Here is a 21,213-nt window from a genome sequence, read left to right on the forward strand (position 1 = left end):
GGCTTTGCCCTCGTCCGCATCGGCGCGGTCGTGGCCGCGCCTCAGTAGCTGTAATACATATCAAACTCGACCGGGCTCGGCGTCATTTCCCAACGCGCCACGTCCTGCATCTTCAGTTCGATGTACGATTCGATCTGGTCCTTCGAGAACACGTCGCCCTTGAGCAGGAAGTCGTGATCGGCGGCCAGGCTGTCGAGCGCTTCGCGGAGCGAGCCGCACACGGTCGGCACTTCGGCCAATTCTGCCGGCGGCAGGTCGTACAAATTCTTGTCCATCGCCTCACCCGGGTGGATGCGGTTCTGGATGCCGTCGAGGCCGGCCATGAACAGCGCCGCGTAGCAGAGATACGGGTTGGCCATGGCGTCGGGGAAGCGCACTTCGACGCGCTTTGCTTTCGGGCCGGTACCATAGGGAATGCGGCACGAGGCCGAGCGGTTGCGCGCCGAATACGCGAGCAGCACGGGGGCTTCGTAGCCCGGCACCAGACGCTTGTAGCTGTTGGTGGTCGGGTTGGTGAACGCGTTCACGGCCTTTGCGTGCTTGATGATGCCGCCGATGAAATACAGGCAAGTGTCCGACAGACCGGCATAGCCATTGCCTGCGAACAGCGGCTGGCCCTTGTCCCAGATCGACAGATGGGTGTGCATCCCCGAGCCGTTATCTTCCTTGATCGGCTTGGGCATGAAGGTGACGGTCTTGCCGTACGCCTGGGCGACGTTGTGGCAGACGTACTTGTAGATCTGCATGCGGTCGGCGGTCAGCGTCATCGTGCCGAAGGTGAGGCCGAGCTCATGCTGGGCAGCGGCCACTTCGTGGTGATGCTTGTCGCAGGGCAGGCCCATTTCGAGCATGGTCGACACCATCTCGCCGCGAATGTCGACGGCGCTGTCGACCGGCGCGACCGGGAAGTACCCGCCCTTGGCGCGCGGACGGTGGCCGAGATTGCCGCCGTCATAGCTGGTGCCGGTGTTGGTCGGCAGCTCGATATCGTCGATCTTGTAATAGCTGGTCGAATAGCTGTTTTCGAACTGGACGTTGTCGAACATGAAGAATTCGGCTTCCGGCCCGATATAGACTGTGTCGCCAATGCCGGTGGTCTTCAGATACGCCTCGGCGCGCTTGGCGGTCGAGCGCGGATCGCGGGCGTAGAGTTCGCCGGTCGACGGCTCGACAATGTCGCACACCAGGATCAGCATCGGCGTTGCCGAGAACGGATCGGTCCACACCGCGTCCAGATCCGGCTTCAGGATCATGTCGGATTCGTTGATCGCCTTCCAGCCCTCGATCGAGGAACCGTCGAACATGAAGCCGTCGGTCAGCTCGTCTTCGCCGACGACACCGGCGACCATGGTCAGATGCTGCCATTTCCCCTTGGGATCGGTGAAGCGCAGATCGACCCACTCGATCTCCTGCTCCTTGATCATCTTCAGCACGTCGCTCGCAGTGTTTGGAGCCGAATTCGCCATGTCCCCACGCCCTTTCGTTATCAGTCAATGTCCCGCGTAGAATCGGGACTCACATTTCACCCGGATGCTCGGGTTGTCACACAATGTTGCGCTGCGTCAAATGGCATCCTCGTCACGCTCGCCGGTGCGGATGCGCAACGCGGTTTCGACCGGAATGACGAAGATCTTGCCGTCGCCGATACGCCCGGTCTGCGCGGCGGCGGCGATCGCTTCGACCACGCGCTCCGCCATCGCATCCTCGACGACGACTTCCAATTTCACCTTGGGCAGGAAATCGACGACATATTCGGCACCGCGATACAGCTCGGTATGGCCCTTTTGCCGCCCGAAACCCTTGGCCTCGGTCACGGTGATGCCGCTGACGCCGACTTCATGCAGCGCCTCCTTCACCTCATCGAGTTTGAACGGCTTGATGATCGCCTCGATCTTTTTCACGCAGTGCGCACTCCCATTATGTCGGTTCACCTTACAACAACCGTGCCAGCCGCGCGAGAGGCGCAAAAGTGCGTTGGAGCGGCTTGGGTGCCATGTCACGATGCTCAACAAATGGGCAGGAGGCGGGGGAATTGCCGGATTGAGAGGCACAACCATGCCGTCGGGGCACGCCAGGGTGGGCGATCGTGTCGACTCGATGGACCCCAAAAGATGAAATAAAAACTTCCGCGCTTACAAGAAATTTGCACACGGAGTGATGGTGGCTCAGGCGCTTACCCGAGAAAAGCGGCTTTAGACTCAAAGAGAGAAATGATACTCTTGCAAGGTCGAGTCGGGAGTCGTGCATTACCCCTTGATTTTTATGCAAGGGTGTCCGTGTAAAATTATACAGAAAATGTACGATGCGCGTAACGACTCAATCCTCGACGTGTTGTTTTATTCTCTCAAGACGCAGGAGATAAACCATGTCTGAAGCAGTAGGGCTTTATCAAGTAAAGCTGTTGGTCCAGCTCGGTATTGAGCCGATCGTCGGGGCTCCGACGTTGCATTTGTCGCTGCTGGTCAATGCGGTTTCTGGTCAAATCCATGGCACGGCGCATATTACGCAGTCGCTGCCGCCACCCTATGGATCGATCGAATTTCCCGTCAGCGGCGTGCTGCATCACACCGGTTTCGGGCACGATACGCGGCTTATCGCGCTGCATGGTGAATATGTCGTGTCGGTGCCGCCGCCCGCGATCGGCAGCTATCTCGCGCACTTCTCGGCGGCGCTGGCCGTCGATGCGGAATGGAACGGCGTCGGCACGTATACCTATGGCAACCACACCATTACGCACGGCACGGTAAGCAAAGTCAGCTGAACCTGGCGGCAGCGTGGGGACGGGTTTGCCCCGCCCACGCTGCCTTTTCCGATGTCTCGCTACGATCGATCGGGTATCAGATTTCAATAAGGCGGCTTGTCGAACCCGCCGGGGCTGAGCGTGAAGATTTCGCAGCCATCCTCGGTAATACCGATCGAATGTTCGAACTGCGCCGACAGCGAACGGTCGCGCGTCACCGCCGTCCAGCCATCGTCGAGTACCTTCACGTCGGGGCGGCCGGTGTTGATCATCGGCTCGATCGTGAAGATCATGCCGGGTTTCAACTCGGGGCCGGTGCCGGGGCGACCGGCATGGACGACTTCCGGCGCATCGTGGAACAGGCGGCCGACGCCGTGGCCGCAGAAATCGCGCACGACGCCGTAGCGATGCTTTTCGGCATGGCGCTGGATCACATCGCCAATGTCGCCGAGATGATTGCCGGGCTTGGCCATCTCGATGCCGAGCATCAGGCATTCATAGGTCACCTCGACCAGGCGCTTCGCCTTGATCGGCACGTCGCCGACCAGATACATGCGGCTGGTGTCACCGTGCCAGCCATCCAGCAATGGCGTCACGTCGACATTGACGATGTCGCCATTTTTCAGCGTCTTGTCGCTGGGGATGCCGTGGCAGACGACATGGTTGGTCGAGATGCAGCTCGAATGCGTATAGCCGCGATAGCCGAGCGTCGCGGGCACGCCGCCGCGATCGACGATGAAGCGGCGGATCATCGCGTCCAACTCGGCGGTGGCCATGCCGGGCACCATGTGCGGCACGATCATGTCGAGCGCTTCGGCGGCAAGCTGCCCGGCGGCGCGCATGCCAGCGAAGGCTTCGGGGCCATGGAGCTTGATAGCGCCGGTACGGGCGGTGGGCGCGTCGGCGGTTACGGTTACATATTCGGTCATCCCCGCGATATAGCGAAGCCGCTTGGGCTTTGCGAGGGCCCCGATGCGGGCTATGCGGGAAGCATGACGACACGCATCTGGACGGCTGCACTGGCGGTGATCGGCGACGAGATTCTGTCGGGCCGCACGCAGGACAAGAATATCGCGCAAATCGCGACCTGGCTCAACGTGCAGGGCATCCGCCTGGCCGAGGTGCGCGTCGTGCCCGACAAGACCGATGCCATTGTCGAGGCGGTCAACGTCCTGCGCGCGCGCAACGATTATCTGTTCACGACGGGCGGCATTGGCCCGACGCATGATGACATTACGGTCAATGCGATTGCCGAGGCGCTGGGCGTGCCGGTGGTCTATCACCCGCAGGCGGTGGCGGTGCTTGAGGCCTATTACACCACACGCGGCGGCCTGACCGAGGCGCGCAAGCGCATGGCGCGCGTGCCGGAGGGGGCCGATCTGATCGAGAACCGCATGTCAGGCGCGCCGGGCATTCGCGTCGGCAATATCTTTATCATGGCGGGGGTGCCGCACATTACCGCAGGGATGCTGGACGCGCTGACCGGAACGCTGGAGGGCGGGTTGCCGGTGCTGTCGCGCACGATCGGCTGCTGGGTCGGCGAAAGCGAGATTGCCGATCTGCTGCGCGATGCCGAAAAGAGCCATGAAGGCGTGGCTATTGGGAGTTATCCCTTCTTTCGCGATGGCCGAACCGGTGCCAATTTCGTGGTGCGCGCAACCGACGCCGCGCTGGCCGACCGCTGCATCGCTGACCTTACCCGTGCGTTGGAAGCGACGGGGCGGACGGTTGTGGCGGGCGGCATTTGAGGGACAAGAGCGACATGATGAACCGTATCTCTGTGGCGATGCTCCTGACGGTGGCGCTGGCATCGTGCGATGGCAGCCCGAGCGGCAGCGCCAAGCCTGTCGCCGTGGCGACGCATGATCCGATGGAGGCGAAGATCGATGCGTTGTCGCCCTCCTTGCAGGAAACGACGATGTTCCGCGCGATCCGCGATGGCGGCTACACCTGCCAGAAGATCGTGCGGATGAAAAAGCATGAGCCGATCGACGGCAAGGCGACGTGGATCGCCGAATGCGACGATCGCGGGCAATATGTCATCGCCTTGCAGCCGGGCGGTATCTTCTGGGTAAGCGGCGTTCCGCAGCCCAAGAAGCACTAGGCGCGCGCGATTGCCGGAGCGGGTTGGGGCTGCGCTGCGCTCTACAGGGAAGCGCAGGCCCGCCCGTGCGAATGCTGTGTCCGGGTTGGCGCTGGCGGCGCTGATCGCGCCCGGCGCGGCGGTTGCCCAATCGTCGCCGGTGCCGGATGCGCCCGATATTGTCGTGCTCGGCCAGCCCTTGCCACTGCCGCCTGGCGTGCCCGCTTATGGGGCGGTGGTGATTGATCGCACGCGGCTGACGGGCGATGCCTCGGGCCGCGTTGAGGATGTCCTGGCCGACGTTGCCGGCTTCCAGCAATTTCGCCGGGCGGACAGCCGTTCGGCCAACCCGTCGGCCCAGGGCGTCACGCTGCGTGCCTTGGGCGGCAATGCCTCCAGCCGGGCCCTGCTGTTGCTGGACGGGGTGCCGCTGGCCGACCCGTTCTTTGGCTACATTCCGTTCAACGCGCTGGCGGCGGATCGGCTGTCGGGCGTGCGCGTCACGCGCGGCGGCGGGGCGGGCGCGTTCGGCGCAGGCGCGGTGGCGGGCACGATCGAACTGGCGAGCGCAACGCGGCGCGATTTGCCGCCGGTTTCGGGCGAGGTCTTTTACGGCAGCAATTCGGCCGTCGAAGCGTCCGGGAGTGTCTCGCCCGATGTCGGCAGTGGCTTCGTTAGCGTGTCGGGCAAGGTCGAGCGCGGCGACGGCTTTTTTACAACGCCGTTCGCCCAGCGCACCGCCGCCAGCGCACGGGCGCGCTATCGCGACTGGTCCGGGAGCGTGCGTGCGGTGGTGCCGCTGGATCCCGAAACCGAAGTGCAGGCCAGTGGTCTGCTGTTCCGCGACAATCGTACACTGCGCTTTGCGGGTGCGGACAGCAGTTCACAAGGCGAGGACGCCAGTGTCCGGCTGATTCATCGCGGTGGCTGGGCGGTGGATGCGCTGGCCTATGTTCAGGCGCGCAATTTCACCAACCGCGTCATCAGCGCGACCACTGCCAGGCTCACGCTCGACCAGCGCAATACGCCCGCGACCGGGATTGGCGGGAAGATCGAGCTGCGCCCGCCCGTCGGGCCCGATCATCTCCTGCGGATCGGGGTGGATGCGCGCTTTGGCGAGGGGATGCTCTATGAGGATGCCTATGCCGCAAGTGGTGCCGTCACCACGCGACGCACTGCCGGCGGGCGGACCAGTACCACCGGCCTGTTCGTCGAGGATGACTGGACGATCGGTCGACTGGTCCTGACGGCAGGAGGGCGTGTTGATCGCTGGACGATCAGCAATGGCTTTTTCCGCGAGGCCAGCGCGAGCGGACGGGTGACGACCGACACGCGCTTTGCCAACCGCGAGGGGGTGGAGGGGACCGGGCGCGCGGGCGCGCTGTTCCACGCGAGCGATGCGGTGGCGGTGCGCGCGGCGGCCTATACCGGCTTTCGTCTACCGACGCTGAACGAGTTGTACCGGCCGTTCGTCGTCTTTCCCGTCACCACCCAGGCCAATGCCGCGCTCGGACTGGAGCGGTTGCGCGGGTTCGAGGGGGGCTTCGACTTGAAGCCATTCGCGGGCCTCACCTTGGGTGTCACGGCCTTCTACAATCGGCTCGCGGGCGCGATCGCCAATGTCACGATCGCGACCAACCTTCGCCAGCGGCAGAATGTCGATGCGATCGTCGCGCGTGGGGTGGAGGTGACGGCGCACGCCAAGCGTGGCGCGCTTGCGCTCTACCTGTCTTATGCCTTTAGCGACAGTACGGTGCATGCCTCGGGCGCATCGGCGCAGCTGGGCGGCTTTGCCCCTGCGCAAAGCCCCCGGCATAGCGCGAGCGCGACGCTCGGCTGGGTAGGGGCGCGCAGATGGAGCGCGTCGCTGACCGCGCGCTATGTCGGGCGGCAATATGAGGACGATCTGCAGACCGATGTGCTGCCCGCCGCGACCACGCTTGACGGGGTGGTGAAGGTGCCGGTCGGTCGCCATGTCGCCGTGGTTCTGCGGGGCGAGAACCTGTTTGATGAAACGGTGGTGACGCGCAATGCCGCCGGATCGATCGACCTGGGCACGCCGCGCACGCTATGGGTCGGGCTGCGCTTGCGGTGATCCTGCCCGCTCTGTCTGCGGCGGGGGCTAGGGGAAAGCACGCATAGCAGCCACGGGCGCGACGCGGCATTGCTGGTGCTATTCTTGCGCGCGCACCCTGCGCTGTCCGCAGGAGCGTGTCACCGGCGATACGGTGTCGGGGGAAGCCACCATGATGATGACGCCCGCACCCGCTGGTCTTTCGCCTGCCGACGCCGCCGATCGCCTCATGCGGGACGGGCCCAACGCCTTGCCCCGCGCCGGGCGGCGCTCGGCCTTCCGGATCGCGTTCGAGGTACTGCACGAGCCGATGTTCGCGTTGCTGCTGGCGGGCGGCGTCGCCTATCTGCTGCTGGGGGATTTGACCGAGGCGTTGATCCTGCTCGCCTTTGCCAGCTTCTCGGTCGTCCTGACGGTGATCCAGGAAACCCGCACCGAGCATGTGCTGGAAGCGTTGCGCGATTTGTCGGCGCCAAGCGCCCTGGTTATCCGCGGTGGCGAGCGCGTGCGCATTCCGGGCCGCGAGGTGGTGTGCGGCGATGTGCTGGTGCTGGAGCAGGGCGATCGCATTGCGGCCGATGGACGTTTGCTGAGTGCGCACGATCTTCAAGCCGATGAATCGCTGTTGACCGGCGAATCCTTGGCGGTCGGCAAGGCGGTTCGCGCCGATGCTCCTGCCACCGCGCATCGTCCGGGTGGGGAGGATCAGCCCTATGTCTATTCGGGCACGCTGGTCGCACGCGGCAGCGGCATCGCCGAGGTGACCGCGACCGGACCGCGCAGCGAGATCGGCAAGATCGGCCAGTCGCTCGCCACGCTCGATACCGAGGCACCCCGGCTCCAGCGCGAGACCACTCGCATCGTCACTTGGTGCGCGATCGGCGGGGGCGCGGTGGCGTTGGCGGTGGTGGTGCTGTTCGGCCTGCTGCGCGGCGGCTGGATCGAGGCGATCCTCGCCGGGATCGCGATCGGCATGTCGATGCTGCCCGAGGAATTTCCGGTCGTCCTCACCATCTTCCTGGCGATGGGGGCGTGGCGGATCGGCGCGGTCGGCGTGCTGACGCGGCGCGCGGCGGCGATCGAGACTTTGGGGTCGGCGACGGTGCTGTGCACCGACAAGACCGGCACGCTGACCGAAAACCGCATGTCGGTGGTCGCCTTGTGGCTGGCCTCGGGCGAGGATGCGACGCTGGGGGAGGCCCCGTGCGCCTTTGCCGATTACGGGCCGATCGTGTGCATGGCGGCGCGGGCCAGTGCGGTGGAACCGTCCGACCCGATGGAAATCGCGCTGCATCAGGCGCATGTCGAGGTTTGCGCGCCATCCGAGCCGGTCTGGACCCACGTTCATGGCTATGCGCTGCGGCCCGATCTGCTCGCCATGTCCAATGTCTGGCGCACCGATGACGACCGGCTGGTTGTCGCGACCAAGGGCGCGCCCGAGGCGATTGCTGATCTGTGCAAGCTGACGCCCAGTGACCGCGACCGCATGACGCTCGCGGTCGACCGGATGGCGGCGCGCGGCATTCGCGTGCTCGGCGTGGCGACGGCGGTCGCCGCCAATACCGATTGGCCGGAAACGCAGGCGGGCTTCGCGTTCGACCTGGTCGGTTTGGTCGGGCTCGCTGATCCGCTGCGCCCGACGGTGAAGGCGGCGGTTGCCGAATGTCGCTCGGCTGGGATCCGCGTGGCGATGATCACGGGCGATTATGCCGCCACCGCCAAGGCGATCGCGGCGCAGGCGGGCATTGCCGATGGTGATGTGCTGACCGGCGATGAACTGGCCGTGCTCGACGATACCGCATTGGCGGCGCGGTTGAAGACCGTCACCGTGTTCGCGCGCATCATGCCCGAACAGAAATTGCGCATCGTTCAGGCGTTCAAGGCCGATGGCGAAGTGGTGGCGATGACCGGCGACGGGGTCAATGACGCGCCCTCGCTCAAGGCCGCGCATATCGGCATCGCCATGGGCAAGCGCGGCACCGATGTCGCGCGCGAGGCGTCGGCGATCGTGCTGCTCGACGATGATTTCGGGGCGATCGTGCAAGCGGTCGCGCTCGGCCGACGGATCTATGACAATATTCGCAAGGCGATGGCGTTCATCTTCGCGGTGCATGTGCCGATTGCCGGGCTGGCGCTGCTGCCGCTGGTGTTCGGAATGCCGATCCTGTTCGGGCCGATCCATATCGCCTTGCTGGAAATGGTGATCGATCCGGTCTGCGCGCTTGTGTTCGAGGCCGAGCGCGGGGAAAGAGACATCATGCAACGCCCGCCACGCGACCCGAATGAACCGCTCTTCTCCGTGACGATGATCGCATGGGGCGTGTTCCAGGGCGGGCTGGCCTTTGCCATGCTGGCAACGGTGTTCCTGCTGGAAGTGCAGGGCGGGATGCCCGAGGCGGAGGTGCGTGCGCTGATCTTCTTCTCGCTGATTGCCGAAATCCTCGCGCTGATCCTCGTGAACCGATCGTTCGGCGCGTCGATCATCGAGGCGTTCGCGCGGCGCAATAGTGCGCTGCGCGCCGTGCTGGCGGCGATCGTCATCATCGCCAGCCTGATCTTCTTCCTGCCCGCCGCGCAAACCTTGCTGAAATTCGGGTCGATCGCGTGGATAGACATGGCGTTTGCGCTTGGCCTGGGGGCGGGCCTTCTGGTCCTGCTCGAACTGTGCAAGCCGGTGGTGCGCGCGATCATGGGGCGTGGCGCAATCGCGCGTCCGGCGACGGCATGATCGCACCCGATTCAAGCGGCTTTTCGCTCGAGCGCGGGTTCTTCCTGGCGTTCCTCATGATCGTGTCGCTGGTCTTCGCCTGGCTCATCGCGCCCTTTTTCGGGGCGATCGTGTGGGCGGTGGTTGCCGCGATCGTGTTCGCCCCGCTGACCGATTGGCTGACCGCCACGCTTGGCGGTCGTCGCAACCTTGCGACCGTGCTGACGCTGCTGGTCATCCTGCTCGCGGTGATCTTGCCGACGGTGCTGCTGGGCGGGGCGCTGCTGCAACAGGCGGCGGGGCTCTACGCCAAGATCAAGTCGGGCAAGATCGATTTCGATCTCGTGTTCTTCCAGATCGAGGGCCGCTTGCCGAACTGGGTCCAACAGCAATTGGCGGGCTATGGCCTCACCGATTTTGCGGCGGTGCGGGCGCGGATCGCGGACGGGGCGGTTAAGAGCTTCGATTCGCTGGCGGGCCGCGCGTTCAGCCTCGGACAAAGCGTGTTCGGGCTTTTGGCGACGCTCGGCATCATGCTGTACCTCTGCTTCTTCCTGTTGCGCGACGGGCGCACGATCGTCGCCAAGGTCGAACATGCCATCCCGCTGCTGCCCGAATATCGCCGCGCGCTGTTCGACAAATTCGCCGCCGTCGTGCGCGCGACGATCAAGGGCAGTCTGGTCGTCGCGGTGCTGCAGGGCTTGATCGGCGGGCTGATCGTGTGGGGGCTCGGCATTGGTGGCGCGTTGCTGTGGGGCGTGCTGATGGGCGCGTTCTCGCTGCTGCCGGCGATCGGTACGGGCATCGTGTGGGTGCCGATGGCGCTCTATCTGCTGGCAACGGGCGCGATCTGGCAGGGGATTGCGCTGGCGCTGTGCGGGTTCTTCATCATCAGCAGCGTCGACAATGTGGTGAAGCCGATTCTGGTCGGGCGCGACACGCAAATGCCCGATTATGTCGTGCTGATTTCAACCTTTGGTGGCCTGGAACTGTTTGGGTTTAACGGGCTGGTGGTGGGGCCGGTGATAGCCGCGATGTTCATCGCGACCTGGGAGATTTTCTCGCGATCGCGCGACGCTCACCGGGGTATCGGCACCCGTTGATGCGCGTGGCGGGTCGCGCGGCTGGGCCGTATCGCGATGCCTTTCAGCAGTTCCGCACAGACCAGATAGGCGACCACCACCGCCACGATCCCGCCCGTCATCGCCAGCGGCGGTGTCTGGAAGCCCACCCAGTGCGCCAGCGGCGTGAAGGGCAGGGCAAGCGCGACCAGTAACGCGCCGAGCGACGTCATCGTCAGGATCGGGCTCGCGCGGTTCGCCCAGGGCCTGCCATTGGTGCGGATGATGAAGATGACCAGCACTTGCGTCGCCATCGATTCCAGAAACCAGGCGGTGCGAAATTCGGGTGGTGCCGCGTGGAACAGCAGCACCAGCCCGGCAAAGGTGAGCAAGTCGAAGAGCGAGGAGAGCGGCCCCATGATCGCCGCGAATTTCACCAGGTCGCGCAGGTTCCACACTTGCGGCTTCGCAATCGCCTCGGCGCGGACGGTGTCGAACGGAATGCCGATTTCGGACACGTCGTAGAGCAGGTTGTTCAGCAGGATCTGCGTCGGCAGCATCGGCAGGAACGGCAGGAAGAACGACGCCACCGCCATCGACAGCATGTTGCCGAAGTTGGAACTGGCCCCCATGCGGATATATTTCAGGATGTTGGCAAAGGTCCGCCGCCCTTCCTCGACGCCGTCTGCGACCACCGCGAGATCGCTGTCGAGCAGGATCATGTCGGCCGCCGCCTGAGCAACTCCGGTGGCACCCGCGACCGACAGGCCAATATCGGCCCCCTTCAGCGCCGGGGCATCGTTAATGCCATCGCCGAGATAGCCGACCACCGCGCCGCGCGCCTGCAATGCCCGCACGATGCGCGATTTCTGGTCGGGCGCGAGCCGCCCATAGGCGTCGACATGCCGCACCTGCACCGCAAGCGCATCGTCGGACAAGTGCGTGATGTCCGCGCCTGACAGCACGCGGTCGGCCTTCATGCCGACCAGTCCGGCCAGCCGCTTGACCACCACTGGATCATCGCCCGACAGGATCTTCAGCCGGATTCCCGCCGCCGCCAGCCGGGCGATGGCTGCGGCGGCGGTCGCCTTGGGCGGATCGGCAAAGGCGCACAGGCCCTCGAAGACGAGGCCGGTCTCATCCGCCGCCGAAACGGTTTGCGCGGGGCCGGTCCAGGCGCGCGATGCCACCGCGATGGTCCGCAAGCCTTCCTGCCCGGCGAGCGCCGTGACCTGCGCCAGCGCAGCGGCGCGTTCCGCCGCGCCCATCGCGCCGCCGCCCTGACTCGACGTGCATAAAGCGAGGATCGCCTCTGGCGCACCCTTTGCGATCAGGATCGTGCCTTCGGGGCCGCTGGCGACGACCGATCCCAGCCGCCGCGCGAAATCAAAGGCGTGGCGTCCGACCAGCGTCCAGCCCGTATCCGCAGCGGGCGCGGCGGACAGCAGCGCCGCGTCGAGCGCGCCGCGATCCCCGCCGAGCGATGCGGCGATCGCGGCCAGTCGCGCGGTGCGCGGGTCTTCCGCCCCGGTGGGCGACAGGCTGCGCGCGAGCGTGATTTCAGCCGAGGTCAGCGTGCCGGTCTTGTCGGTGCACAGCACCGTCATCGCGCCGAGATCGTGGATCGACGCCAGCCGTTTCACGATCACCTTGCGCTTGGCCATCCGCATCGCGCCGCGCGACAGCGTGACGGTGGTGATCATCGGCAGCAATTCGGGTGTCAGCCCCACCGCCAGCGCGACCGCGAACATCAGCGATTGCAGCGCCGGTCGCCCGAAGAACACGCTGGTTGCCAGCACCACCACGACCAGCACGATCGTCAGCCGCGCGGTGAGCAGCCCGTAACTGCGCAAGTCGCGCTGGAAGGGGGAAAGTTCGGTCGCTTCGTCCAGCGCCGCCGCCGCGCCGCCAAATACGGTCGCTGCCCCGCAATGGACGACCAAGGCGATTGCTTCCCCGGTCTGGCCGACCGCGCCGCGAAACAGCGCGTTCGACGCCTCGCCCGCCGTCTCGCCAGTCACCGTGCCGGGGCGCTTTTCCACCGGATAGGGCTCGCCGGTCAGCGCCGCCTCATTGGCGGTGAACGCATCGCTATCGAGCACCAGCCCGTCGGCCGGGATGATGTCGCCCGCGCGCACGCGCATCACGTCGCCGGGCACCACGCCCTCGACCGCAATCTGCACGAACTGGCCGTCGCGCTTGACTTCGGCCTTCAGCGCCACCGTCCGCCGCAGCGCCGCCGCCGCGCCCAGGGCCTGGCGTTCCTGCACCGCCTCAAGTCCGATCGAGATCGCCAGAATGGCGACGATGATCGTGCCGCCCACGGAGTCGCCAGTAGAAATCGACACGATCGCCGCGACGAGCAGGATCAGCGACAGCGGCTCGAACAGGCGGCGGACGATTGCGCGGAACAGCCCGGTCTGGCGGACCGTCGCATCGGCATTTTGGCCATAATGCGCGAGCCGCGCATCGGCCTGCGCGGTGGTCAGCCCGTCATGGCTGCAGTCGAGCTCGGTACACAGCGCGTCAACGGAGCGCGTCCAAAACGGCGCGGTGGGGGAGCCGGGGGCGGGGGCGTGCATCCCGCCACTATCCGTCGGCGGTGGGCGCGTGGTAGCTTCGGAAACTACGCACGCGCCCGTGTTCGGCCGACCCTGGTGTCAGAGCTTGCCCGCGCCCGCATTGGCGATGACGGTGCCAATCAGACCGGTGGTCGGCTTGAGCACATAGCTGTAATTGGCGGCGGGCGACCAGGTGCTGGCGGTGACGGCAGCGTTGGAGGCGCGCAGCGGGGTGGTGACATCCACGGTAACGCCGTTCAATTGCGTGCCCGAATCGGCAAAGGTCGATGCGCAATCATCGGCGGTGTAACCCGTGGTGATGCATCCGCTCGTGCGCGCGGCGCTGACCGAAATGCTCCACAGATTGCTGACGGTCCCCGCAGTTCCCGGCGTGATGATGGCGTTGTTCTCGGCGATGATCTTGCCGCTTTGCCCGACGGTCCAGGCCACCAGGAAGGGTTCGTCGGCGGTTTGGTCGAGCGAGACCTCATAATAATTGTTGTACACATGGACCTGGCCGAAGCGCACGCGCGGCATGCGCTGGCGCAGGCCCTGGAAATAATTGTCGTGGAAGGTCACCTTCAGCACGCTCGGGTTTTCTGCTGTCTTGCTCGCAGTGTCGGTGCCGCCGATCAGGAACGATTTGTCATGGCCGAAGAAATAGCTCTTCGAAATCGTGACGAGATTGCCGAGCTTGGTCACGTCGATCAGCCCGTCATGATGCTGCACCTTGAAGTCGCTGCCGGTGTAATTCACCGCCCCGACCGTCTCGGTCCATACCGAGGGATACAACCGGTCGATCCGTGCGCCATCGCTGAAGGTGCTGTGGTCGATCCAGACATGCGTCGCATACAGGACCGAGATCAGATCATAGGCCGAGTTCCAGCGCCCGGTGGTGGAATCGGTCGGGTCCCATTGCGGGAAGAAGTCGAACGCATCTTCAAAAGTGATGTTGCGCACCACGACATTGTCGATCGGTGCGCTGCTGGTGCCGAGGATCAGGTTGCCGTGGACGAGCTTGGCATCGCTGCCCAGGCCGATGATCGAGGTGTTCGACGGCACGAAGATCTGCACGACCTTCTTTTGCAGCGCCGCCGCACAGACGCGCGCGCTCTCGGGATTGCCGATCGGCAAGCTGGCATTGCCATAAACGCTCGGGCGATAGGCGGCGAGATAGGCGGTGGTCAGCGCGGCCTCGGCGGTGAACCCATAGGTCGTGCTCGCGCAACTGCCCTTGATGTAATCGTCGGCGGTCTGTTCGGTCAGCGCCTGGTTGACGTTGAGGCTGATCCGCCCCTTCACGTAAATCAGCTTCTTCGCCGGATCGAGCGTGCCGGTATAGCTGCCATCGGCGGCGATCGTGGCGGTGTTGCCGTAGAGCGCCTGGATCAACTCGTTGCGATTGGTGACGGTATAGGTCTTGGCCGCCACCGCGCCGTCACCCCCGGTCGTGCCGGTGCCGGTCGCCGCCCAGCCATCGGCCCCCAGCGAGGACGCAGGCGTTGGCGCTGGCGTCGCCGGGCTTGGCGTCGGTGTGCTCCCGGTGGTGCCACCACTAACGACAGCAACGCCGCCGCCGTTGCTCGAATCCCCGCAGCCGACCAGCGCCAAGGCTGCTGCCGTTACCAATAACACCGCTTTGATGGTCATGATCGCTCTCCCCTGTATCAACGTTCCATACCAGACACCGGTGTCATGCAGGGGTTTCCCGCCGAACCGGTACGGTTGCACTTCTGATTTGCGGGTGATCCAGGGCGTTTCGCGTGCGCGGTCCTTGCTCCGCACGTCGCTTCGTCCCTTCCTCCCGGCATCCTCTACCGATCCGTCGCTGCGGATTCTTGTTTTCGTGGATAAGATTAACCGCGTTGATACCGGTGTCAATAAAGTGTGTGACGGTTGGGCTGTTTGGTGCCGAGCCGCCGCGCTATGCGTTGGCCATCTCCAAAGGTCGGGGTCCAAAAATAGGGAAATCCATGTCGGCATCCAAGCAAGGTGGAACCAATTTCGTCGTCATCGCGGCGCTGTTCGCCAATCTCGGCATTGCGCTGGCCAAATTCGTGGCTGCGGCGATCACCGGTTCCTCGGCGATGCTGACCGAAGGGTTCCACTCGGTCGTCGACAGCTTCAACCAGCTCCTGCTGCTGTACGGCCAGCATCGCGGGCGTCGCCCGCCGGATGAAGCCCATCCGTTCGGCTACGGGCGCGAGCTGTATTTCTGGAGCTTCGTGGTCGCCATCCTGATCTTCGGCGTGGGCGCGGGCGTGTCGATCTACGAAGGCTGGGTCCACATTCTGGAGCCAGAACCGCTGCGCGATCCGCTGGTCAATTATATCGTGCTGGGCGTTTCGTTCGCGCTGGAGGGCGGATCGTGGTTCATCGCGGTGCGTGAATTTGCCGCCGCCAATCGCGGCAAGGGCTGGTGGGCGGCGATCCGCAAGTCAAAGGACCCGGCTGGGTTCATCGTGCTGTTCGAGGATTCGGCCGCGATTGCGGGTCTGATCGTCGCCGGGGTTGGCGTATGGGCCAGCCAGATGTGGGGCGACCCGCGCATCGATGGCGCGGCGTCGATCGTGATCGGCGTCATCCTCGGCATCGTCGCGGCGCTGCTCGCGCGCGAGGCGAAGGGTCTGCTGATCGGCGAGGGGGCTGATCCGGCGGTGGTGGCCAAGGTCCGCGCGATCGTTGCGGCACGGCCCGAAATCACCGCCGTCAACCATGTCCGCACCATCCACACCGCGCCCGACAGCATCTTCGTCGCGATCAGCGCCGATTTTCGCGATCAGATCACGATGGGCGAAGCGGAGACGCTGATCGAGACGATCGAGACCGAGCTGAAGGCCGCCGAACCGATGTTGTCGTCCATCTACATCCGGCCGGAAAAGCGCGAGAATGCCGCCACGCTTCCGGCGGGGCCGCCCCGTTAGCGCTTGGGGGCGGGGACGATCTCGACCACGTCGAGCAACGATTCGAAGCGCGGATACGGGAGCACGAGCCGCCAGCGTTTTTCGCCGATCCGTTCGAGATAGCCGGCCATGTCGCGGTTGCTGTCCTGGCCGTAGCTCAGCGGCTTGGTCTCGTCGCCCAGCACCATCGTTCCCAGAAAGATCGTGCGCGCCTGCGAATCCGGGAACAGCAGCCCGACCGGGCGCTGTGCGCCGGAAACCTTGTACAGGCTCGACACCTCGCCCTCATCGTCGACCTTGCAATCGACCGGTGGGTATGTGGTGACATCGTGCATCGCGGTGCCGTTCGCACCCAATTTAATGACGCGACACAGATAGTTGCCGGGCGGCGGCATCGCCCCGCTCAGCGCCCGGTCGGGGTCGAACAGCAGTGAATCCGAGGCGACAACCGCCGCCTTGGCGCTGCCTTGCGCCTTGGCCAGGGCATCGATCCACGCCTGGCGCCAGTTGCGCAAGCGCGTCCGGTCTTCCGCAGTTGCCACGTGCCGCCAGTCAACCTCGGCGGCTGCGGTGCCGCGCAGCGATCGCGGGGGGGCAATGCTGACTTCAACCGTCTTGCTGGCTTTGCCGCCGCACCCAGCGAGCAGTGCGGCGGGCAGCGCGCATAAGACGGACCCAAGGATTCGGGCTAAAACCTTCAAAGCGACCGATCCCCTGTTGCGATAGGGCTATACCTAACCATGCCGACCGGAGGTTGCCAAGGCCATGGCTACCCGATCAGGCCGCCGTCCAGCCGCCGTCGACCGAAAGGTTCGCGCCGGTGATCGACTTCGCCTCGTCGCGGCACAGGAACAAGGCGAGCGCGGCGACCTGATCGACCGTCACGAACTCCTTGGTCGGCTGCGCTTCGAGCAGGACGTCGTTGATCACCTGATCGCGCGTGAGGCCACGCGAGGCCATCGTATCGGGGATCTGATTTTCGACCAAAGGCGTCCACACATAGCCCGGCGAAATGCAATTGACGGTGATGCCATCGGTCGCGGTTTCCAGCGCGATCGTCTTGGTCAGCCCGGCCAGGCCGTGTTTGGCCATGACATAGGCCGATTTGTTGGGGCTGGCGACGAGCGAATGCGCCGAGGCGGTAGAGATGATCCGGCCCCATTTCTTCGCCTTCATGAACGGCACCGCCGCCTGCATCATGTACCAGGCCGAATTGAGGTTGATCTTGATGATCGCCTCGAATTTGTCGGCCGGAAAATCCTCGATCTTGGCGACATGCTGGATGCCGGCATTGTTGACGATGATGTCGGGGCCACCCAGTTCATCGTGACAGCGCTTCACCATCGCGGCGATCGCTTCGGGCTTGGTCATGTCGGCGGCGTCGTACAGCGCCTTCGCTCCGCTGGTCGCTTCCAGCTTGGCGCGCTCGGTTTCGATCGCGGCGGCATCGCCAAAACCGTTGATGACGACGCTTGCACCTTCGGCGGCGAAGACCTTGGCATATTCAAGGCCGATGCCCGAGGTCGAACCGGTGATGATGGCAGTCTTGCCCTTGAGGAACATGGCGGAGTCTCCGTTGCGATTCAAAGGGTTGGTAGAGTGGGGTGCTTCACGGTCAAATCGAAGGCGGCGCTGCGGCCGGTTTCGATATTCTCGGCAACCAGTTCGGCATTGGCCATGGTCTCGGCGACCGCTGCCTGTCCTGCTTCCCAATGCTCGCGCATCGTGCGGGCGGAAAATTCGAAATCACGGCTGCCGCCCTCCCAGGCATTGGCGCGGTAGATCAGGTGGACGAGGTTGACGGGATCCTCGTTCGATTGCGCCTTGAGCGCGATAACGTCGGGGTCGTCGTGCAGTTCCGGTGGCAATTTGGCGAGCACGCGCCGTGCCAGTTCGCGGTCGCGGCGGATGCGCATGACCTGGTCGGATACTTGCCGGGTGCGGCTGGAGAAGCGGATTTCCTTTTCGCGCGCCATCACATCCATGATCGTGCGCGGCCGCTCGGTCGCCGCCGCGAACAGGTCGATCTGAAAAGCGAGCAGCGGACCCTGCTGATGGTCGAGCACGTGCGTCAGCGGGGTGTTGGACACCAGCCCGCCGTCCCACCACAGTCGCCCGTCAATCTCGATCGGGGGCAGGCCCGGCGGCAAAGCGCCCGAGGCCATGATGTGACGCGCATCGATCCGGGTTTCGGTCGTATCGAAATAGTTGAAATTGCCGCTTTCGACATCGACCGCGCCAACCGACAGCCGCACCGGGCCGTTGTTGAGCAAATCCCAGTCGATCAGGTCGTTCAGCGTCTTTTCCAAGGGCGCGCTATCGTAAAAGCTGATCGCTTCGGGTGTGCCGGGTACGGCGAACATTGGCGACAGGAAGCGGGGATTGAAGAACCCCGGCACGCCCGCCGCGAGCACGAATCCCGCCGACCATTCGTGGACGAATTCGCGGATATGGTCATTGGGGAAGAGCGGGAAGCTCGGCAGCGCCGAGGTCATCAGGTCCCAAAAGGTGTTCAGCCGCTGCACGCGCAGGGCCGGCGGGTTGCCCGCGACAATCGCGGCGTTGATCGCGCCGATCGAAATCCCCGCGACCCAATCGATCTCGATCTCGCTCGCGGCGAGCCCTTCGATCACGCCCGCCTGATAACTGCCGAGCGCGCCGCCGCCCTGCAACACCAACGCCACGCACTCGGGCAAAGGCAGCGCCTTGGAGCGGCGCTTGGGCGTGATCGTCTCGGAATCGGCCATGCGCCGGACATGCGCGCGTTGCGCTGCAGGATCAACGACAGTTTGATGAAATGGACGTCATCCAAGCGCGCCATAGCCGTTGCAACCAGCGCCGTCCCCGCGCATTCATGCGGCAGCGGCAACGACCTCAGGACCCCTTGCGATGCGCCTCGACGATTTCGACCCCAACATCAACGTCGAGGATCAACGCGGTCAGGGCGGCGGCAGCGGCTTGGGCGGCTTTGGCGGGGGTGGTGGCGGCGGGCTGATCTTCGGCTTGCTGCCGCTGGTGTTCAGCCGATTCGGCTGCGGCGGCGTCGCCGTGTTGCTGGCGGTGCTGTTCTTTTTCGGCGGAGGGCTGGGGATGCTCGGCGGCGGCGGCGGGCAACTGTCCGCGCCGACCGCGCAGGTCGGTCAGCAGCAGGCGGGCACCGACACGACATCGAGTTGCCGCCTAAACGCGCAGAGCCTCGCTGCCTGCAATGCCTTCAGTTCGGCCGACAAGACTTGGGCAAAGCTGCTCGGCGCGCGCTTTGAGCCGCCCAAGCTGGTCTTTTATGCGCGTGATGGCCGCTCGGGTTGCGGGGCTGCGCAGAGCGCGATGGGGCCGTTTTATTGCCCGCGCGACCAGGGCATCTATCTCGACACCAGCTTTTTCGATGAACTCGCCAATCGCTTCGGGGCGAAGGGCGATTTCGCGCAGGATTATGTGATTGCGCATGAATTTGGCCATCACATCCAGAATTTGCTGGGCACGTCGGACAAGGTGGCGGCGATCCAGCAACGCGGCAGTGAAGTTCAGGGTAATCAGGCTTCGGTCAAACTGGAATTGCAGGCGGATTGCTATGCTGGCGTGTGGGCCGCGCAGAACAAGGATCGGCTCGATCCGGGCGATCTCGAGGAAGGGCTGACTGCGGCGCACGCAATTGGCGACGATACGTTGCAGCAGGAATCGCAAGGGCGCGTGGTGCCCGACAGCTTCACCCACGGCACCTCGGCGCAGCGCATGGCGTGGCTGCGCAAGGGGATGGAAACGGGTGACCCCAATCAGTGCGATACCTTTTCGGGCGCGCTCTGAGCGAAGCGAAAGCCCTCTCCCGCTGGCGCGGGAGAGGGTCAAGGATCAGAGCTTTACCAGCATCTTGCCGGTGTTGCCGCCGGTGAACAGGCCGAAAAACGCGTCGGGCATTGCGTCGAGGCCTTCGAACACGGTTTCCTCATTCTTCAATTTGCCCTCGGCCAGCCAGCCGCCCATCACGCGGTAGAATTCCGCCGTCTTGCCCATATGGTCGCTGACCAGCAGCCCGGTCATGCGGATGCGCATCCCGATCAGCCGCGCGAGATAGCGCAACTCGGTCGGCTTGGACGTATTGTAGATGTCGATCATGCCGCAAATCGCGAAGCGTGCGTGCAGATTGCCCGTCGCCAGCGCGGCATCGAGATGCTCGCCACCGACATTGTCGAAATAGACGTCAATGCCGTCCTTGCCGAGCCCCTGCAGCGCCGCCAGCAGCTTCTTGAGCAACGGCCCCTCGCTCTTGTAATCGATCACCGCATCGGCACCGAGCCCCTTTACCAGCGCGCATTTGTCGGCACCGCCAGCGGAGCCGATCACCGTCATGCCGCTCGCCTTGGCGACTTGCACCACGGTCGATCCGACCGCGCCTGCCGCCGCCGAGACGAACACCACGTCGCCTGCCTTAGCCTCGGCGACATGCAGCAGGCCGAAATAGCCGGTCATCCCCGGCATCCCCAGCAAACCCAGAAATTGTTGTGGCGGTACGCCGAGCGCGGGCAGTTTCTGGACCTGTGTCGCAGGCAGCACCGCCTCATCGCGCCAGCCCAGAAAATGCTGCACCACATCGCCAACCGCAAACCCCTCGGCACGGCTCTCGATCACTTCGCCGATCGCGCCGCCCTGCATCGGTTCGCCGAGCGCGAACGGCGGAACGTAGGATTTCACGTCGTTCATGCGCCCGCGCATATACGGGTCGACCGACAGCCAGCGATTGGCAATGCGCATTTCGCCGTCGTTCAACGCGGTCGTGGGCAAATCGATCAGTTCGAAATCGCTTGCCACGGGCATACCATTGGGACGGGATTTCAGGCTCCAGGCGCGGGACATCGGCATTCCTCCATCGTGTTTTCGAAGGTGGGGTATGTCGCGGCGCGCGCTTTGGCAACGAAAAAGGGCGCAGGTGCGGTTGCGGCATGTTGCATCGGCGGAAAAGCCCCGTTAAGGCGGCATTCCCGCCTGAAAAGAGGGCCGGGGCGTGGTGCGGGGCTGTAGCTCAGATGGGAGAGCGCTGCAATCGCACTGCAGAGGTCAGGGGTTCGATTCCCCTCAGCTCCACCACG

Annotated in this window: 17 protein-coding genes and 1 tRNA gene; 9 read left to right on the forward strand and 9 right to left on the reverse strand. The window is 64.6% G+C overall.

Annotated elements, in window-relative coordinates; all coding sequences use genetic code 11:
* Positions 1-41: 41 nt before the first annotated feature.
* The gene (gene glnA, locus H4W01_RS04885; protein ID WP_209610121.1) at positions 42-1,466 is read right to left on the reverse strand and encodes a type I glutamate--ammonia ligase; all 1,425 of its coding nucleotides are present in this window, start codon (positions 1,464-1,466) and stop codon (positions 42-44) included.
* 96 nt (positions 1,467-1,562) lie between these two features.
* Positions 1,563-1,901: a P-II family nitrogen regulator gene (locus H4W01_RS04890; protein ID WP_010407999.1), complete on the reverse strand. Its 339-nt coding sequence runs from the start codon at positions 1,899-1,901 to the stop codon at positions 1,563-1,565.
* Between the two features lie 464 nt (positions 1,902-2,365).
* Here H4W01_RS04890 and H4W01_RS04895 point away from each other — a divergent pair, with 464 nt between their 5' ends.
* Positions 2,366-2,761 carry a DUF1842 domain-containing protein gene (locus H4W01_RS04895; RefSeq protein ID WP_209610122.1) on the forward strand — a complete coding sequence of 132 codons (396 nt, stop codon included), beginning with the start codon at positions 2,366-2,368 and terminating at the stop codon, positions 2,759-2,761.
* A gap of 83 nt (positions 2,762-2,844) precedes the next feature.
* Here H4W01_RS04895 and map read toward each other — a convergent pair whose 3' ends face one another.
* Positions 2,845-3,669, reverse strand: a complete 825-nt coding sequence (gene map, locus H4W01_RS04900) for a type I methionyl aminopeptidase (protein WP_209610123.1) — start codon at positions 3,667-3,669, stop codon at positions 2,845-2,847.
* 63 nt (positions 3,670-3,732) lie between these two features.
* Between map and H4W01_RS04905 the strand changes: the two genes are divergently transcribed.
* The 5 genes from H4W01_RS04905 to H4W01_RS04925 all read left to right on the forward strand — a co-directional run bounded on the left by H4W01_RS04905 (position 3,733) and on the right by H4W01_RS04925 (position 10,707).
* The gene (locus H4W01_RS04905; protein WP_209610124.1) at positions 3,733-4,488 is read left to right on the forward strand and encodes a competence/damage-inducible protein A; all 756 of its coding nucleotides are present in this window, start codon (positions 3,733-3,735) and stop codon (positions 4,486-4,488) included.
* A 17-nt stretch (positions 4,489-4,505) separates the two neighbouring features.
* Entirely contained in the window at positions 4,506-4,844 is a 339-nt protein-coding gene (locus H4W01_RS04910; RefSeq protein WP_334685157.1) for a hypothetical protein, read from the forward strand.
* Between the two features lie 85 nt (positions 4,845-4,929).
* Complete coding sequence (locus H4W01_RS04915; RefSeq protein WP_209613251.1) at positions 4,930-6,918, forward strand: TonB-dependent receptor; 1,989 nt, start codon at positions 4,930-4,932, stop codon at positions 6,916-6,918.
* Positions 6,919-7,069: 151 nt separating this feature from the next.
* A complete protein-coding gene (locus tag H4W01_RS04920) occupies positions 7,070-9,625 on the forward strand; it encodes a cation-translocating P-type ATPase (protein ID WP_209610125.1) in 2,556 nt (851 codons plus the stop codon).
* Complete coding sequence (locus tag H4W01_RS04925; protein ID WP_209610126.1) at positions 9,622-10,707, forward strand: AI-2E family transporter; 1,086 nt, start codon at positions 9,622-9,624, stop codon at positions 10,705-10,707. Before H4W01_RS04920 ends, H4W01_RS04925 begins: the two co-directional genes overlap by 4 nt.
* On the opposite strand, the gene mgtA is transcribed toward H4W01_RS04925, so the two are convergent.
* Positions 10,683-13,247, reverse strand: coding sequence for a magnesium-translocating P-type ATPase (mgtA, locus tag H4W01_RS04930; RefSeq protein WP_209610127.1), 2,565 nt, complete (start codon positions 13,245-13,247; stop codon positions 10,683-10,685). The two genes, H4W01_RS04925 and mgtA, sit on opposite strands and share 25 nt — an antisense overlap.
* Positions 13,248-13,325: 78 nt before the next feature.
* Positions 13,326-14,876 (reverse strand): polysaccharide lyase family 1 protein, encoded by a 1,551-nt coding sequence (locus tag H4W01_RS04935; RefSeq protein ID WP_209610128.1) that lies wholly within the window; start codon positions 14,874-14,876, stop codon positions 13,326-13,328.
* Between the two features lie 323 nt (positions 14,877-15,199).
* On the opposite strand from H4W01_RS04935, the gene H4W01_RS04940 reads away from it, so the two are divergent.
* Positions 15,200-16,150: a cation diffusion facilitator family transporter gene (locus H4W01_RS04940; protein ID WP_209610129.1), complete on the forward strand. Its 951-nt coding sequence runs from the start codon at positions 15,200-15,202 to the stop codon at positions 16,148-16,150.
* On the opposite strand, the gene H4W01_RS04945 is transcribed toward H4W01_RS04940, so the two are convergent.
* The 3 genes from H4W01_RS04945 to H4W01_RS04955 form a co-directional block, all read right to left on the reverse strand.
* Positions 16,147-16,830, reverse strand: coding sequence for a DUF4893 domain-containing protein (locus H4W01_RS04945; protein WP_010408023.1), 684 nt, complete (start codon positions 16,828-16,830; stop codon positions 16,147-16,149). The two genes, H4W01_RS04940 and H4W01_RS04945, sit on opposite strands and share 4 nt — an antisense overlap.
* A gap of 76 nt (positions 16,831-16,906) precedes the next feature.
* Positions 16,907-17,692: a 3-hydroxybutyrate dehydrogenase gene (locus tag H4W01_RS04950; protein ID WP_209610130.1), complete on the reverse strand. Its 786-nt coding sequence runs from the start codon at positions 17,690-17,692 to the stop codon at positions 16,907-16,909.
* A gap of 20 nt (positions 17,693-17,712) precedes the next feature.
* Complete coding sequence (locus tag H4W01_RS04955) at positions 17,713-18,876, reverse strand: patatin-like phospholipase family protein (RefSeq protein ID WP_010408030.1); 1,164 nt, start codon at positions 18,874-18,876, stop codon at positions 17,713-17,715.
* 142 nt (positions 18,877-19,018) lie between these two features.
* On the opposite strand from H4W01_RS04955, the gene ypfJ reads away from it, so the two are divergent.
* Positions 19,019-19,933 (forward strand): KPN_02809 family neutral zinc metallopeptidase, encoded by a 915-nt coding sequence (gene ypfJ, locus H4W01_RS04960; RefSeq protein ID WP_209610131.1) that lies wholly within the window; start codon positions 19,019-19,021, stop codon positions 19,931-19,933.
* A 45-nt stretch (positions 19,934-19,978) separates the two neighbouring features.
* Here the strand turns inward: ypfJ and H4W01_RS04965 are convergent, their stop codons facing one another.
* Positions 19,979-20,980, reverse strand: coding sequence for an NADP-dependent oxidoreductase (locus H4W01_RS04965; protein ID WP_029623058.1), 1,002 nt, complete (start codon positions 20,978-20,980; stop codon positions 19,979-19,981).
* Positions 20,981-21,135: 155 nt separating this feature from the next.
* Between H4W01_RS04965 and H4W01_RS04970 the strand changes: the two genes are divergently transcribed.
* Positions 21,136-21,211: transfer RNA gene (locus H4W01_RS04970), tRNA-Ala, on the forward strand.
* Positions 21,212-21,213: the final 2 nt, after the last annotated feature.

This window comes from Sphingomonas sp. PL20, from assembly GCF_017875905.1.
Lineage (GTDB): Bacteria > Pseudomonadota > Alphaproteobacteria > Sphingomonadales > Sphingomonadaceae > Sphingomonas > Sphingomonas echinoides.